We start from the raw sequence: 15,430 nt of genomic DNA on the forward strand, positions 1-15,430 counted from the left end.
TTACCAATCCTCGACAGGGAAGACCCGCCGCGGACGATCCGGGTCGAGCTTTGCCTGGGCCGAGGCGGAAGGCGCAGCGAAGTCGGCATAAGGCTTCTTTGCCTCGGTGGCATGCCGGGCGCGGGTCATCTCCTTCAACCGGCTTTTCGGGGTTTTGGCGGCGGCAACAGTGGCGGCGATTTCGCGTCGGATGGCTGATGCCTCCTGCACAGGGCGCCGCTGGATTTCGCGCCGCCGCTGCCGATCCGCCTGATGCTGCCAGAGCGTGATCGGCTCGGCCAGCCCGTCCCGTCGCCTGACCGGCCGCCAGGCCTGGGTATCCGGATCCTTGACGTAGACATGGCTGATGTCGCGAGGATCATAGCACAGATCGAGCGGGTTCAGCCGGTCACGACGCGCGACCAGCGGGCCCAGCCAGGGCTCGAAATAGTCGATGGCGAAGAGACTGATGCCCTGAGGTGAAATCTTCCGCGTCTTGCGCGGCAGGAAATTCAGCAGCACATCGACAGGCGCATCGATCGGCTGGTCTTTCGGCTGGAACCGATCTTCCCACTCTTTCGCCGGAACGGTCAGCTTGCGCGCATTCTGACTCAGGTTGTGGTCGATGATCGCGAGCGCGATGCAGCGTTCAAGATCCGCGAAGCTGAGCCGTGCCCGCGCTTCCGAGGCATAGTCGCCCCGATCCGCGATGGAACGCCCCGTCTTGCCCGGCAAAGCCCGCAGCGCCGTGTTCACTTTCCCCAGCAGGCGTTCGACGACTCCGCCCCGATGCACGGTGCCCTTGTTCCGCATGCGTATGGCGATGCCATAGTCCGCGCATCCTCTGCTGAAGGTGCTGCTTTGGAACTCCTTGGCGGAATCGACGACGATCTGCCTCGGGCGACCATGCATTGGCCAGGCATGATCGATGTCGCGTTCTGCCAGCCAGGCAGTCTTGCAGCACATCGCGTGCGCCAGACAAAGCGCGACAGACAGTCGTGACGGCCCCTCGAGGGTCAGGCAGAAGCCGATGATCGCGCTCGTGGCCACATCTGCAGCGATGGTCAGATAGGGGCGACCAACGAAGACGCCGTGGTCATCAATCACCTCGACAAACTGGATGTCTGCCGGCGTGTGATCGATCTGGACAACGTCGAGCGCGTGGTTAGCCCGGATGTAGCCGGGTCGCGGCTTCAGCCGGTTCAGGTGTTTACTATCTGACAGGCGGCGGCGGGCAATTTCTTCCGGGGCGAACAGGATGGTGATCCGCCGGGCGACAGTGACATAGGCGGGCGGAGAGTGCCCCTCCTCTGCGCAGCGGGCGCGGATCTCTTCAACGATCGGCGCAAGATCCGGCTGCTCCGGGCGCAACCACATCTCCCGCAGGGTCATCGCGATGATGCTCTCGACCGTGGGGCTGATCCTTGGTTTCCTTGTCCCACTCGTTCGCGGCAGCAGGGACGATACCCTGCGCTCTTCCCGATACCGCGCCAGATAGTTGTAGACTTGGCGTGTCGAAAGCCGCAGCTCGGATGCCGCGCGCATCACGGCCTCACGCACGGGCGCCGCCCCGTCAAGAATCCGGTCCAACTCGCGCGCGATCCGCGTCGCCTTGGCCCAAGCTTCATCCGAGGCATGCGCTCCGCCGGACGTCATCGATATGAAACTTTCGAAACCGGCTGGGCAGTGCGCCAACAGGGCGGCCACTTGCTGAAATACGGAACCAAAATTGAAACCTTAAGCTGAAGAATGATGTGCAATATCGCGGTATCTTCCAGAAATCACGTAATAATCATGTGCTGAAATGGTGAAGAAAATGCGACATCTGGTTCCTGCCGGGACCAATCGAAGAAGAACCAGATTACCTGCCTCCCGGGCCGCGGGCGGAACCTACTGAAACGGGCGTCATCAACGACTGGGCAAAGGCAGAGGGGGCTCACGCTGCGCGGCTGGCAAAGGTAGCTGGACGGTTAGGTGCGCTGGATGACCGGTTGCTGCGCGGCCCGGAAGGCTGGCGGCACCGGCTCGCCCTGATCGAGGCTGCAGACCTCAGTTGGTTTGCAGGTGATCGGGTGAGCTCTGATCGTCTGGCACTCTGGTTATCGATGCGCCTTTCAGGCGCGCAGGATGATCCAAATGCCCTAGCCCGGATTGGATGGGCTGTTCGGCGCCTGACAGGCGGTCCCGGCCCGAAGGTCGAGTTACCGGGCTTCCTAGACCGCCGCGATCCCGAGAATATTGAGGACAGTGCCGAGCGCTTCGAAGCTCGCGCAGGCGGATGGCTGGATGTAATGGCTGCGGCGGCCGATCTCCACCCGATAACGCGGGCTTGCATGGGCTTTCATCTCTGGAGCCTAGCAGGCCTTGGGCAATACGGCGACCAGATCGAAGCCGCCGTCACCGCGGCAAGGATCGCATCTAGCGACGGAAGCGGTGCCATCTTCGCGCCGCTGGCCATGGGTGGGGCAGGGGGGTTACGCGCCTTTGGCGTGCCGTTGGAGCGGTTGGCCCGTTGGCTAGAAGGCATGGACAGCGCTGCACTAGCCGCAATGCGTCACTTGGACAATATTGAGGAATGGACCGTGCGGGCAGAGAACCTCATGGCGCAATTGTCGGGCCGCACGCCGGTTGCTTTGCGAAGGATTTTCACTGAGTGGCCATTGGTGTCGGCACCGATGGCCCAAAGCCTCTCAAACGCCAGTCGTGCTGCCGTTCAGCGCAATTTGGCGTGGATGGAGATGCATGGTTTGATCCGTGAGGTGACTGGGCAGGGGCGTTATCGAATGTGGTCTCTCGACAATTGAAATTCGGTTTTCCGGGCTTGCTAGATCGGGGTTCAGCCTCAATCTGTGTGGCGGAGCAGAAGCATTCGAGCTCTGAGCAGCTCTGGACCGGTTCGACCGTACATCGCGCGCTTGAGGGTCTTCAGGCGATTGACCTGCCCTTCGGCTTGGCCGTTGTTCCAAGGTAGTTCAATGGCATTGCGCACGGCATTGATGTCGCGGTGGAGCGTTCGAGCAAATCGCATGATCGGGATGATGTTCGACGATTGCGTTGTCGATCCATGCGTCGAGCGGGCCAGACTGTCGTCCGCGCAAGATAAAGACCAGTGAGCCCGTCGCACAAGCTTTGCCGCGCGACGGGGCTCTGTTGATGGCGTGGATGCCCCTCCCGACGGCATCGCAATGTGCCATTGTGGTGAGTGTTAAAGCCATCACAAACGGAAGGAGCATCCATGTCCGAAGTTACTCTCATCGGTATCGACTTGGCAAAGCGTGTTTTCCAGCTGCACGGTGCACACCAAGACGGTTCGGTCGCGTTTCGTAAGAAGCTTTCACGAGGTCAGTTTCTCGCGTTCGTGGCGCAGCAGCCTAAATGCCTGATCGCCATGGAGGCTTGTGCAACGGCGCATGGCTGGGGTCGGGAATTTGAGAAGTTGGGCCACGACGTGCGCCTGATCCCGCCAATCTATGTGAAGCCGTTCGTCAAACGTCAAAAGAACGATGTGGCCGATGCAGAGGCCATCGTAGAGGCTGCATTGCGTCCAACCATGCGCTTTGTCGCAGTGAAGACGGAAGATCAGCAGGCCCGCGCCATGCTGTTTCGCACGCGGCAGATGTTCGTTGGCCAACGCACCCAGATGATCAATGCTTTACGTGGCCATCTCGCCGAACACGGCCTAGTCGCGGCCCGAGGGCCCGCCCATATCAAGACGCTCGCGAACGCAATCGCAGATACTGACACGACTCTGCTGACCGAAGTGCGGGAACTTGCTCGGATGTATCTGGAGCAGATCGAGGGGTTGAATGCGCGTGTTGCAGAGCTCGACGCGAAGATGAGATGTGCCGCCAAAAAAGCGGACTCGATCCGCCGCGCACAAACCATGCCGGGCGTGGGTCCTTTCACGGCGCTTGCGATCGAGACGTTTGCACCTGACCTGGCCACGTTCAAACGCGATCGCGATTTTGCCGCGTGGCTTGGGCTCGTGCCCAAGCAGCACTCGACCGGCGGCAAGGCCCGGCTTGGGAAGACCTCGAAGATGGGGCAGCGCGACATCCGCACCCTCCTGGTCTCTGGAGCCATGGCAGTCCTTCAGGCTGTCGAGCGGTTCGACACCCCGAACAATGGCTGGCTGAAGCGCCTGCTGACCCGCAAGCCACGCATGGTCGCCGCGATTGCGCTGGCCAACAAGATGGCACGTGGCCTCTGGGCCATGATGACGAAACAAGAGGATTACCGGCATCCGGCGGCGGCGATGGCGTAGCGAAGGTTGCGCGTCACGACGTCCCGGTAAGTTGGGGGTGTGAGGAGGTCACTGAACAGTAAGGGCAAAGGATCGATCAGATCCGGGTCAGAGAAAGCAGCATTTGTGCAGGAGCCACCGAGCTCGGTCTGTTGATTTGCTTCTGGTCCGCGCATCGCCATACCGGCCCGCGGATCTTGAAAGCGCCGCATATCATGGCCTGACAGAAGACCGCACTCGATTACACGTTCATAAGGAAAAAACCTCTTGCACAAACGGCGGCAACCACAGAAGCCTATACTTTTCGTCGTATGACTGACCACGAAGAGTATGCAATTCTCTGCAACACCAGCAAGGAACCCATTTTATGGAAAACTGGAATATCACTATCAAAGCACCAACGGGTGAATTTGACGCGACGCTGACTTTAGGTGATGAGGGCGGTGTTCCGGTTGGAGAGATGGCTGGTAAGAATGGAAAAGGTCCAATGCAAGATTTGGAACTTAGTCCGGCAGCCATTGCTTGGTCCACAAAGGTTGAGCGTCCAATGCCGATGAAGCTGAAATTCCAAGGAACACTTGACGGGGACACCATGTCTGGAACGGTGAAATTCGGTCTCTTTGCATCCGGGACATTTAGCGGGTTGAAAGCCTGAATCGCCTGATTTTACATTGGTAATGTGTTGAATTTAGGTTCGGTCCTTAGTCGGTTCGACCGAATTTGCGCATCAGCCCTGCGAGCGCGGCCAGCGAAGCGATCAAACTGCCGTAACTGATTACAACGACTTTGAGCCCTAACAATGGCACCAAAAGCCCGGCTATCACGACCGGCAAACCGAATGCCAGGTAGCTGATACAAAATAGCGCTGCGAAAGTCTCCCCTCTGACATCCTCGGGCACCAGCGGAATAATCGAGCGGATGAAGCCATAAAAGCAGGTGCCAAAACCCGCCCCCACAACGGCGAGCGCACTAAGGTAGAGCACTAAGTTTTCGTATTGAATTCCAAACAAGGTGGCGAGGGTTCCCATTGCGAGCGCTGCGGTGCCGAACAAAATGACCTCACGAGCAGAGTAGTTGCGCGCAATAAAACAAGCCAGCGCACCAACCCCAGCCAGCAGTGCGACCACGAACCCTTGGACGATCACATTTTGAATACCAAAAACCTGTGAGATGATGAGCGCGCCAAGCGACAGATACAGCCCCCCTGTGGCCCAGCCCGCGAATAGCGCCGGAGCGCCACGCCAGAAGGTGCCCCTGACTTCGATCGGGAGGCCAACGCGAGGCTTCAGCGCCTGCAACAAGCCTTCATGCCGTGGCGATGTTTCGGGCAAGCCCCATGTGGCCAGCGCCAGCACCAGGCTGGCCACGGCAATCCCGGTGAATATATCAAATTTTGGCTCGGTAAGGTACTCCATCGCGAAGCCGGATATCAAGGCCCCCAGGGCCAGCCCGACGAGGGGGATGACTGAATTACAGATCGCCGCGATGCCCTTGAATTCAGGGGGTTCAAGATCCGTAATCGCAGCCGACAGCGTAGACAACAGAAGGCCGCATGCTACGCCCTGTACTACTCGAGCCAATAACAACGCAGACACAGAACCTGACAATTCGAATCCGGCGGCGGAAACAGCGAGAAGCACGAACCCTATCGACAGAACAGGGCGTCGCCCGACATGATCCGAGATTGATCCGGCCACTAACAGTGTCGCAAGAAGGGCAATTGCGTAGATTGCGAATATCTCCGACACGACCAAAGACGAAAAACCAAGTTGCTGCTGCAAGAGCGGATAAAAAGGGGACGGCGCGCTCGCGCTCGCCATCATCAGAGCGCTTCCGGTAAGCACGATTGCGAAACCAGCGCGCTCTCTAGCCTTGGGTGACATCACAATCGTGGTCATTTTGGAATGCAGTCCTTCAGGAGGGTTCGAAGTTTATCGAACCTTTCTCTAGTTTCTTTCTGCGGAAGGTTCAAGTATATTCGAACCATGAGTATCTTATCCGACACTGCCAGCCCCGATCTTGCGCACCCGCAGGAACAGGAGCTGCAACTGACGCAGGTCTTGTTCGCACTCAGCGATCCGGGCCGGTTGGACATCGTGCGTCAGCTCCGCGACGGCCCGGTCGAAATGGCAAACTGCAATTTAATGGACCCGGAAGTGGCGAAATCCACCAAGTCGCACCTGTTCAAAGTGTTGCGCGAAGCAGGTGTGATCCGGAATATCCCCAAGGGGCGAGGTCGCTTGCTGTCACTGCGAAGAGATGCGCTTGACCGTCGCTTTCCTGGTTTGCTGGAAGCTGTCCTAAGCGCGGAAGAATAAGGGCGCGCCCAACCGAATGGCGTCTCGTGGTGTGTTTGTATGGGCATGGTGGCTAGAGGTGCTCGCTGGCGTAGATGCCGATCGGTCGCTTGTCCCACCCTGACTTTCAGACCGGCTCACAGTCCTGTGATTGAAAAAAGCAATGCCGGCCCTAGACGACCGGTCTAATGGGGTTATATCGGAGGTCATGGAACAGAAAAACGACACCCGCTCACAGATATTGACCACAGGACGACGCCTGACGGCCAAGCAGGGCTACACAGGTGTCGGTCTGAGTGCGCTCTTGAAAGAGGCTGGTGTCCCGAAGGGGTCATTCTATCACTATTTCACCTCCAAGGAAGCTTATGGCTGCGCGCTGTTGAACGATTTTATGACGGAGTATGGTACACGCCTGAACGCGTCTCTTGCGCATCCGGGCATGGATGCACGGTCTCGATTCTTGACCTATTTCGAAGAGTGGCGGAAAAAACAGATCAGCCCCAACCTCGAAGACCGGTGCTTGGTCGTCAAACTGTCGGCAGAGGTTGCTGACCTCTCGGAGAACATGAGCAATATCTTGCAGAAAAGTGTGTCCGAAATCGTCGCGCGGCTGACGGAGACCCTTGAACAGGGAACGGACGATGGCACGATCGCCGCGCTTGAAGACGCCCGATCCACGGCAGAAATGATCTATCACATGTGGCTTGGGGCCAGCCTCGTCGCGAGCCTCTCGCACAGTGAAGCCCCGCTCAATTCCGCAATGGGCGCAACAAAGGTGCTCGTTCCGAGGCCATAACCCTAAAAATTTTATCATGCCAATAGACGACCAGTCTATTCGCGAAAGGAAGCTCATGAAAATCTTCTACAAAACAACTGCAACGGCAACCGGAGGACGCTCGGGCACCGCCGTGCTCAACGACGGCAGCTTTTCAGTCCAGATGGTCCGCCCGGACAGCGGCGAGGCGGGGGTGAACCCCGAGCAGTTGTTCGCGCTTGGCTATGCGGCCTGTTTTGATAGCGCGATGGAAATGACCGCAAAACAACTCAAACTGGATGCCACAGGAGCCAAAACCACGATCGACGTCGGCATCGGCCAACGCGCCGAGGGCGGATACGGACTTGATCTCGACATCACCGCACATCTGCCGGGCATGGCTCGCATGGATGCTGAAAGACTTGTCGAAGCGACGCACCAGGTCTGCCCATACTCCAACGCCACACGCGGAAACATCGACGTGCGCCTGCACATTAAAACTGAAGGAAACTGAGCCCATGAAGAATTTTGACTTTCGCAATCCGACACATATCCTGTTTGGCAAGGGCCGTATCGCGGACCTAAAGGATCAGGTTCCGGCTGAGGCAAAGGTGCTGATCCTCTATGGTGGAGGCAGCGCGGAGAAAACAGGCGTCCTTGGTCAGGTGCGTGCGGCACTTGCGGGCCGGACCTTGGTCGAATTTGGCGGTATTGAGCCCAATCCGCGCTACGCCACTGCGCTGAAGGCTGTCGAGGTGATTGGCCAAGAAGGGATCACATTCCTGTTGGCTGTCGGCGGTGGTTCCGTTATTGACGCCACCAAATTTATCGCGGCGGCGGCCAAATATGATGGCGACGCCTGGGACATCCTGACATCTCGCGGGTCGGTCATCACGCAAGCGCTGCCCTTTGGCACCGTGTTGACCTTGCCCGCCACCGGTTCGGAGATGAACTCTGGCGCTGTGATCACCAACCCTGAAAAGGGCGCAAAGCTTCCGTTTGGTAGCCCGCATTGCTACCCGGTCGTCTCGGTGCTGGACCCCGAGGTCACTTACACGCTGCCGCCCCGTCAAATCGCGAACGGCGTGGCCGACGCGTTTGTTCACATCATCGAACAATATCTGACCTATCCATCCGCCGCGCACGTTCAGGACGGTTTTGCCGAAACCCTGCTACGCACCCTGATCGAGCTTGGGCCCAAAGCCCTTGAGACGCCGGAGGACTATGACGTTCGCGCCAACCTGATGTGGACGGCAACGCTGGCCCTGAATGGCCTAATCGGCGCAGGTGTCCCGCAGGACTGGGCAAGCCATATGATCGGACATGAGATTACCGCGCTCAATGACACCGACCACGCCCGCACACTGGCTGCCGTGTTGCCGTCACTGATGAACGACCAACGTGGCCCCAAACGCGAGAAACTGCTGCAATATGCTGCCAATGTTTGGGACATCCGCGAGGGATCTGATGATGCGCGGATTGATGCCGTCATCGAGGCGACACGCGGGTTCTTTGAACAGATGGGCATCAAAACCCGACTCGGAGATTACGCAATTGCTGCTCCTGAAATTGATCGCATCGTCGTCGCCTTGAAGGATCACGGCATGACCGCCCTTGGCGAACAAAATGCCATCACCCCCAAGGATGCGCGCCGCATCCTTGAAGCTGCCTTGTAGGAGATGATGAACATGACACAGACCAAAACAGTAAACCGCCAGCTTGTGTTGGCGGAACGCCCCAAAGGCGAACCGACCAAGGACACGCTTCGCTTGGTCGAAGGGGGCGTCCCCTCCCCTGGTGCTGGGCAGATGCTTCTGCGCACCGAATATCTGTCGCTGGACCCTTATATGCGGGGGCGCATGAGTGATGCGCCATCTTACGCCGCGCCGGTGGAAATTGATGGCGTGATGGAGGGCGGCACAGTGGCTCAGGTCGTCACCTCACAGGTTGATGGCTTTGCGCCGGGCGACTGGGTGCTCAGCTTCAATGGCTGGCAGGATTATGCCCTGTCGGATGGCGCGGGGTTGACAAACCTTGGCAAATCACCCGCGCATCCGTCTTGGGCGCTCGGTATCATGGGTATGCCCGGCTTTACCGCTTGGGCGGGTCTGACGCAAATTGGCGCGCCAAAACCTGGCGAGACCATCGCCGTGGCGGCCGCGACCGGCCCTGTCGGGGCCACTGTGGGCCAGATCGGCAAGATCCTTGGCTGCCGCGTGGTCGGCATCGCGGGCGGACCAGAGAAATGCGCCTATGCGGTCAATGAGTTGGGTTTTGACGCCTGTATCGATCACAAGGCAGATGACTTTGCCGAACAGCTTGCCAAGGCCAGTCCCGATGGCATCGATGTCTATTTCGAAAATGTCGGCGGCAAGGTCCTCGACGGGGTCATCCCGCTGTTGAATTCAAACGCACGGGTGCCGGTCTGCGGATTGATCTCTCAGTATAATGCGACTGACTTGCCCGAAGGGCCGGACCGGATGAATTGGCTTATGGGTCAAATCCTGCGCAAAAAGATCAAGGTGCAGGGCTTCATCATCTTTGACGACTTCGGCCACCTCTACCCGGATTTTGCCAAAGACATGGGGGCGTGGATCGAAAGCGGCCAAATCAAATACCGCGAAGAGATCATCGACGGTTTGGAAAATGCACCCGAAGCCTTCATTGGCCTGCTGAATGGCGAAAACTTTGGCAAGCGCGTGATCCGCGTCGGCGAGAAAAAATAGGAAAATAACATGAAAGTTCTGATGGTACTGACATCCCACGACACACTCGGGGACACAGGCAAGAAAACCGGCTTCTGGCTGGAGGAGTTTGCGGCCCCCTATTACGTCTTCAAGGACGCCGGAGCAGACATTATACTGGCCTCGCCCAAAGGGGGACAGCCGCCGATTGATCCGTCCAGCGACAACGCTGACGCACAGACCGACGACACCCGTCGGTTCAAAGACGATCCAGAGACGCAAAAGCATCTTGCGACGACGCTGAAGCTTTCCGATGTAACCGAAGACGGGTTCGACGCCATCTTCTATCCGGGCGGCCACGGCCCCTTGTGGGATCTGGCCGAAAATGCGGACAGCAAACGCCTGATCGAGGCCTTCGCCGCCGCCGACTTGCCTGTCGGCGCAGTTTGCCACGCCCCCGCCGTGTTCCGCCACACCCAAGGCGCGGACGGCAAACCGCTGGTGTCTGGCCGCCGGGTGACGGGTTTTACCAACACCGAAGAAGAGGCCGTCGGCCTTACCGATGTTGTGCCGTTCTTGGTGGAAGACATGCTGAAGGCCAATGGTGGCCAGTATGAAAAAGGGGCGGATTGGGTCAGCTTCGTGCTGCGTGACGGAAAACTGGTCACCGGCCAGAACCCCGCCTCATCCGCCGCCGCCGCGCAAGAGATCCTCGGGCTGCTGAAGTAGGAGAAAAGCGATGACCGACCTGATCCTGCACCACTATGAAGCCTCTCCCTATTCCGAAAGAATCAGAACTTTGATGGGCTTCAAGGGGCTATCATGGTCATCGGTCATCGTGCCTCCGATTGCGCCAAAGGCTGATCTGCTAACCCTGACGGGTGGCTACAGGCGGGCCCCAGTGCTTCAGATCGGGGCGGATATCTACTGTGATTCCGCCCTGATCGCCGCCGAGCTTGACCAGCGGTTTCCGGCGCGCGCCCTTGCCCCGAACACTGCGGGCACAGCGACCCCGCTGCTCGACAATTGGGCGGACCGCATTTTGTTCTGGCAAGTGGTTCGTTACAGCATGGGCCTGCGGGCCGATGCCGTTCCCCCAGCCCTGATCCACGACCGCGAGGCGTTTTGGGATCACAAGATTGATCTGGACGGCCTGAAAGCGGATGTCGGATATCATCGTGGCCAAATCACAACAGGGCTTGGTTGGCTTGAGAACCTGCTGGGCGGTGCCGATTTCTTTGCCGGGGACACGCCCGCGCTGACTGATCTGGCACTCTATCATGTGGTTTGGTTTTTTGCCAAAGCTGACACAACCGCCAGCGGCAGCGGTCTATCGCTGTTCCCGGCATTGTCGGCATGGATGGCGCGCATTGCGGAGTTCGGTCACGGCACACGAACCGAATTGGCGCCTGCTGAAGCGATCATAATCGCGGTTTCGACGACCCCTGCCCCGCTTCCCGCAACGGGTCTTGCCCATCCCGCGATAGGCGCGTCGGTACAGGTTCTGGTCGATGAATTTGGCACGGAAGTCATCGACGGTACGCTGGTCCATATCGACGACACCCGCATCATTCTGCATCGGGACACGCCACAGGTGGGAACGGTTGCCGTGCATTTCCCGCGTCACGGCTATCCGCTTCGTACCACCTCAATTTAAGGAGAAAACACATGAAAACGCGTAATCTGGGCGCCGGACTTGGCGCGACATCAGCCATTGGACTTGGCTGCATGGGCATGTCCGAATTCTACGGCCCAACCGACCGCGATCAATCCTATGAAACGCTGGACCGTGCGCTTGAATTGGGCGTCACGTTCTACGACACCGCCGATATCTATGGCAACGGCGCGAATGAAACCTTGTTGTCGGATTTCGTTCGGCAAAACCGGGACAACCTCACGCTGGCGACCAAGTTCGCCATCATCCGATCCCAAGACCCGACCTCGCGGTTTATCGACACCAGCCCGGCCTATGTGAAACAGGCAGTCGAGGCCTCATTGGCACGTCTGGGAATTGATCAGATCGACCTTTATTACGCGCATCGCCTTGATGGGGTGACCCCGATTGAGGACACGGTTGGAGCGATGGCTGATCTTATCAAAGAAGGTAAGATTAGAGGCATCGGGTTAAGCGAAATCTCTGCACAATCTTTGCGGCGGGCAAATGCGGTGCATCCGGTTGCGGCGGTTCAGACAGAGTATTCGCTGTGGTCGCGCGACCCAGAGGGAGAGATGCTGGCCACATGCGCCGAATTGGGCACGGCTTTTGTACCCTACAGCCCGCTTGGGCGCGGCTTTCTGACCGGCAAGGTCACCACACTAAGCGACCTGGCTGATGATGATTTCCGGCACACCCAGCCGCGCTTTGCCGATGGAAATCTGGATCAGAATCTGAACTTGCTGGAGCAATACCGTGCCATCGCCGACAGCGCCGGATGCTCGCCTGCGCAACTGGCGCTCGCATGGGTCTTGGCCCAAGGCGATCATATTATTCCGATCCCGGGCACCAAACGGCGCGCCTATCTTGAAGACAATATTGGGGCCGCCGATGTCACACTAACCGAGGACATTCTCACCCGCCTCGACACCTTGTTCCCACGCGGCGCTGCCGCTGGCGATCGTTACACGGAACAAGGGATGCAGATGACCGATCTGTAGATCGGAAAGCCTGCATTGCAAACTCGACCGGCGGCGCAGCCTCTTTGACCTAAGCCCTGCGCCGCCGCCACAAATTCGCCCCCAAAACGACCGGATCAGGCGTTGGCCACATCCGACACGCCCAAAGCAACCGGCCCACCCCTTTGTCCCAAATTCACTCTCCTGCCAGTCAGGAGACGAGGAGTCATTATGTCAACCATCCCTGAAACTGACCTCTTTTCCCCCGTCGTTGTCGGACCTTATACGCTGTCAAACCGCATCGTAATGGCCCCCCTAACCCGCGCGCGGTCCCCCGAAAACATCGCCACCCCAATGATGCAGGAATATTACGCCCAACGCGCATCGGCAGGCCTGATCATCAGTGAAGGCGTGAACATTTCGCCGCAGGCCACAGGGTACGCCTTTACTCCCGGGATCTGGACCGACGAGCAAATCGAAAGCTGGCGCCCCGTCACGGCCGGTGTGCATGACAAGGGTGGCCGCATCTTTGCTCAGCTGTGGCATGTCGGCAGGGTGTCCCACCCGGATGTGCAGGCCGGTGGGATATTGCCTGTCGCTCCCTCCGCTGTTCGCCCTGAAGTGGATGCGTTCACTCCGGATGGAAAGAAACCAGCACTCACACCGCGGGCGCTGGCTCTGGAGGAGTTGCCGGGGATTGTCGCAGATTACGCGCAAGCGACGCGCAACGCTCTTGCCGCAGGGTTTGATGGCGTCGAGATTCACGCCGCGAACGGATACTTACTCGATCAGTTCATGCGTGACGGGGCCAACCAGCGTAGCGATGCCTATGGTGGGTCGGTCGAGAACCGCATTCGGCTGACACTTGAGGTCACGAAAGCTGTCGCGGCCATCTGCGATGATGGCCGCACAGGGATTCGGATATCTCCGATCAGCACGGCCAATGGCCTTACGGACAGCAATCCTGAACCCGTGTTCACCGCACTTGTCGATCAGTTGAATGATATTGATCTGGCTTATCTCCACGTTGTGGAAGGTGTGACGGGCGGAGCACGAGCCGTCGAGGGTGGATTTGATCTGAATATCTTGCGGCAGCGTTTCAACGGGATCTACATCGACAACAATGGCTATGACAGAGACCTTGCAATTGCGGCGCGCCGCAGTGACGCCGCCGATCTAGTCGCCTTTGGTCGTCCCTATATTGCCAACCCGGACCTGGTGGCCCGGCTACAGCAGAACGCACCCCTCAACGCACTTGACGGCGCGACCGCATATGGCGGCGGGGCCGAGGGATACATCGATTACCCTGTTCTCCCACATGAGTGATCGCAGGAACGTACACTTACCAATCCAGGACTGGACAATGGCCGGTCCTGAAACCTCTGCCTCCCGTGAGCAGATCTAACAAAAAGGGTTCTACCATGGCCTATGAAACACGAAATCCATACACTGGTACTCTTCTGGAAACCTTTCCAGATGCAACCGACGCGGAAGTTCATCAAGCGATTGAAACTGCTCATGCTGCATTTCTATCGTGGAAGGAAACCAGCTTTGAAGAACGCGCGCGTGTGATGCGCAATGCCGCTGAAATATTGCGGCGTGATGTCGATATTTTCGCCAATCTGTTGACTGTTGAGATGGGCAAACTTGTGCCCGAAGCCAAAGCAGAAGTTGCTCTGTCAGCGGACATCTTTGACTATTACGCAAACAATGCCGAGGCGCTATTGGCTCCCGAAAAGCTGCCAGTGGCCGACCCCAATGAAGGTGACGCCGTCCTTTCTGCGGAGCCGCTTGGGGTCTTGCTCGCGATCGAGCCCTGGAACTTCCCATTCTATCAGGTGGTCCGTATCGCTGCACCACAGCTGTCCGCAGGCAATACCATGTTGCTCAAACACGCCTCCAATGTTCCGCAGGCCGCCGCCGCATTCGAAAAGCTGATGCTGGATGCTGGTTTGCCTCAGGGTGCGTTCAAGAACCTCTATGCAACACGGTCTCAGATCGAAACCATCATTGGCGATCCCCGCGTTCATGGCGTTGCGCTGACCGGATCGGAAGGGGCTGGCTCGGTCATCGCCTCGCAGGCTGGCAAGGCTTTGAAAAAATCGACGCTTGAGCTTGGCGGTGCGGATGCTTTTGTGGTGTTGGCCGATGCGGAAATGGAGAAAACCATAAAATGGGCAGTCTTTGGCCGACACTGGAATGGTGGTCAGGTCTGTGTGTCTTCAAAGCGCATGATCATTGTCGATGATGTCTATGATCAGTTTCTTGAAGGCTACACTGCGGGTGTCGCCAAGCTGAATGCTGGTGATCCGCTGGACCCAACCACAACCTTGGCCCCCCTGTCTTCCGAGGCCGCCGCAGAAGAGATCAAAGACAAAATACGTCAGGCGGTATCCTGCGGAGCCACAGCAACCGAAGTCGGGCCGCGCGTTCCCAATTCGGGTGCTTTCGTTCAGCCGACCATCCTAACCGATATTTCAGAAGACAACCCCGCTCGGTATTGGGAGTTTTTCGGTCCGGTTTCGATGCTTTTTCGCGCGAAGGACGAGGCGGACGCCGTACGCATTGCCAACAATTCACCATTCGGGTTGGGCGGGTCGGTGTTCACGGCCGATCCGAAGCATGGCGCGGAGATTGCGAAACAGATTTCTACGGGCATGGTCTTTGTCAATCACCCGACCATGGCGAAGGCGGACCTTCCTTTCGGTGGCATCGGGCGTTCGGGCTACGGCCGCGAACTGGTCGGGCTCGGCATCAAGGAGTTCGTCAACCACAAGCTGATCTCAGTGGTTGATATCGACGCCCCGTTCTAGGGAACAATGCGCCAATCCGACCAGTGGTTGGGCTGGCGCATTAGCTT

At 58.3% G+C, this 15,430-nt stretch carries 15 protein-coding genes and 1 pseudogene; 13 read left to right on the top strand and 3 right to left on the bottom strand.

Annotated elements, in window-relative coordinates:
• Complete coding sequence (locus tag SJY36_RS17170; RefSeq protein ID WP_386176706.1) at nucleotides 1-1,686, bottom strand: Mu transposase C-terminal domain-containing protein; 1,686 nt, start codon at nucleotides 1,684-1,686, stop codon at nucleotides 1-3.
• A gap of 116 nt (nucleotides 1,687-1,802) precedes the next feature.
• Here SJY36_RS17170 and SJY36_RS17175 point away from each other — a divergent pair, with 116 nt between their 5' ends.
• Nucleotides 1,803-2,783, top strand: a complete 981-nt coding sequence (locus tag SJY36_RS17175; protein WP_386176750.1) for a hypothetical protein — start codon at nucleotides 1,803-1,805, stop codon at nucleotides 2,781-2,783.
• 38 nt (nucleotides 2,784-2,821) lie between these two features.
• Here the strand turns inward: SJY36_RS17175 and SJY36_RS17180 are convergent.
• Nucleotides 2,822-3,080: pseudogene (locus tag SJY36_RS17180) on the bottom strand (transposase); the annotation flags it as partial.
• A gap of 134 nt (nucleotides 3,081-3,214) precedes the next feature.
• On the opposite strand from SJY36_RS17180, the gene SJY36_RS17185 reads away from it, so the two are divergent.
• Together SJY36_RS17185 and SJY36_RS17190 are read left to right on the top strand one after the other, a co-directional pair.
• Nucleotides 3,215-4,243, top strand: a complete 1,029-nt coding sequence (locus SJY36_RS17185; protein ID WP_386176707.1) for an IS110 family transposase — start codon at nucleotides 3,215-3,217, stop codon at nucleotides 4,241-4,243.
• Nucleotides 4,244-4,589: 346 nt separating this feature from the next.
• Nucleotides 4,590-4,877, top strand: coding sequence for a hypothetical protein (locus SJY36_RS17190; protein ID WP_009573558.1), 288 nt, complete (start codon nucleotides 4,590-4,592; stop codon nucleotides 4,875-4,877).
• Nucleotides 4,878-4,923: 46 nt separating this feature from the next.
• Here the strand turns inward: SJY36_RS17190 and SJY36_RS17195 are convergent, their stop codons facing one another.
• The gene (locus tag SJY36_RS17195; protein ID WP_386176708.1) at nucleotides 4,924-6,120 is read right to left on the bottom strand and encodes an MFS transporter; all 1,197 of its coding nucleotides are present in this window, start codon (nucleotides 6,118-6,120) and stop codon (nucleotides 4,924-4,926) included.
• Between the two features lie 87 nt (nucleotides 6,121-6,207).
• Between SJY36_RS17195 and SJY36_RS17200 the strand changes: the two genes are divergently transcribed.
• From SJY36_RS17200 to SJY36_RS17245, 10 genes are all read left to right on the top strand, one after another.
• Nucleotides 6,208-6,540: an ArsR/SmtB family transcription factor gene (locus tag SJY36_RS17200; protein ID WP_386176709.1), complete on the top strand. Its 333-nt coding sequence runs from the start codon at nucleotides 6,208-6,210 to the stop codon at nucleotides 6,538-6,540.
• Between the two features lie 187 nt (nucleotides 6,541-6,727).
• Nucleotides 6,728-7,315, top strand: a complete 588-nt coding sequence (locus SJY36_RS17205; RefSeq protein WP_282129176.1) for a TetR/AcrR family transcriptional regulator — start codon at nucleotides 6,728-6,730, stop codon at nucleotides 7,313-7,315.
• A gap of 55 nt (nucleotides 7,316-7,370) precedes the next feature.
• Nucleotides 7,371-7,787, top strand: coding sequence for an organic hydroperoxide resistance protein (locus SJY36_RS17210; RefSeq protein ID WP_282129177.1), 417 nt, complete (start codon nucleotides 7,371-7,373; stop codon nucleotides 7,785-7,787).
• A gap of 4 nt (nucleotides 7,788-7,791) precedes the next feature.
• On the top strand, nucleotides 7,792-8,949 hold the full coding sequence (locus tag SJY36_RS17215) for an iron-containing alcohol dehydrogenase (protein WP_282129178.1): 1,158 nt from the start codon (nucleotides 7,792-7,794) through the stop codon (nucleotides 8,947-8,949).
• A 12-nt stretch (nucleotides 8,950-8,961) separates the two neighbouring features.
• Complete coding sequence (locus tag SJY36_RS17220) at nucleotides 8,962-9,999, top strand: NADP-dependent oxidoreductase (protein WP_282129179.1); 1,038 nt, start codon at nucleotides 8,962-8,964, stop codon at nucleotides 9,997-9,999.
• 9 nt (nucleotides 10,000-10,008) lie between these two features.
• A complete protein-coding gene (locus tag SJY36_RS17225) occupies nucleotides 10,009-10,686 on the top strand; it encodes a type 1 glutamine amidotransferase domain-containing protein (protein ID WP_386176710.1) in 678 nt (225 codons plus the stop codon).
• 10 nt (nucleotides 10,687-10,696) lie between these two features.
• Nucleotides 10,697-11,614: a glutathione S-transferase family protein gene (locus tag SJY36_RS17230; protein WP_386176711.1), complete on the top strand. Its 918-nt coding sequence runs from the start codon at nucleotides 10,697-10,699 to the stop codon at nucleotides 11,612-11,614.
• 11 nt (nucleotides 11,615-11,625) lie between these two features.
• On the top strand, nucleotides 11,626-12,612 hold the full coding sequence (locus SJY36_RS17235; protein WP_009573567.1) for an aldo/keto reductase: 987 nt from the start codon (nucleotides 11,626-11,628) through the stop codon (nucleotides 12,610-12,612).
• Nucleotides 12,613-12,801: 189 nt separating this feature from the next.
• Nucleotides 12,802-13,896: an alkene reductase gene (locus tag SJY36_RS17240; protein ID WP_386176712.1), complete on the top strand. Its 1,095-nt coding sequence runs from the start codon at nucleotides 12,802-12,804 to the stop codon at nucleotides 13,894-13,896.
• 95 nt (nucleotides 13,897-13,991) lie between these two features.
• Nucleotides 13,992-15,383 carry an NAD-dependent succinate-semialdehyde dehydrogenase gene (locus tag SJY36_RS17245; RefSeq protein ID WP_386176713.1) on the top strand — a complete coding sequence of 464 codons (1,392 nt, stop codon included), beginning with the start codon at nucleotides 13,992-13,994 and terminating at the stop codon, nucleotides 15,381-15,383.
• The last annotated feature ends 47 nt before the right edge of the window (nucleotides 15,384-15,430 follow it).

This window comes from Sulfitobacter sp. R86518 (genome assembly GCF_042466275.1).
Lineage (GTDB): Bacteria > Pseudomonadota > Alphaproteobacteria > Rhodobacterales > Rhodobacteraceae > Sulfitobacter > Sulfitobacter pontiacus.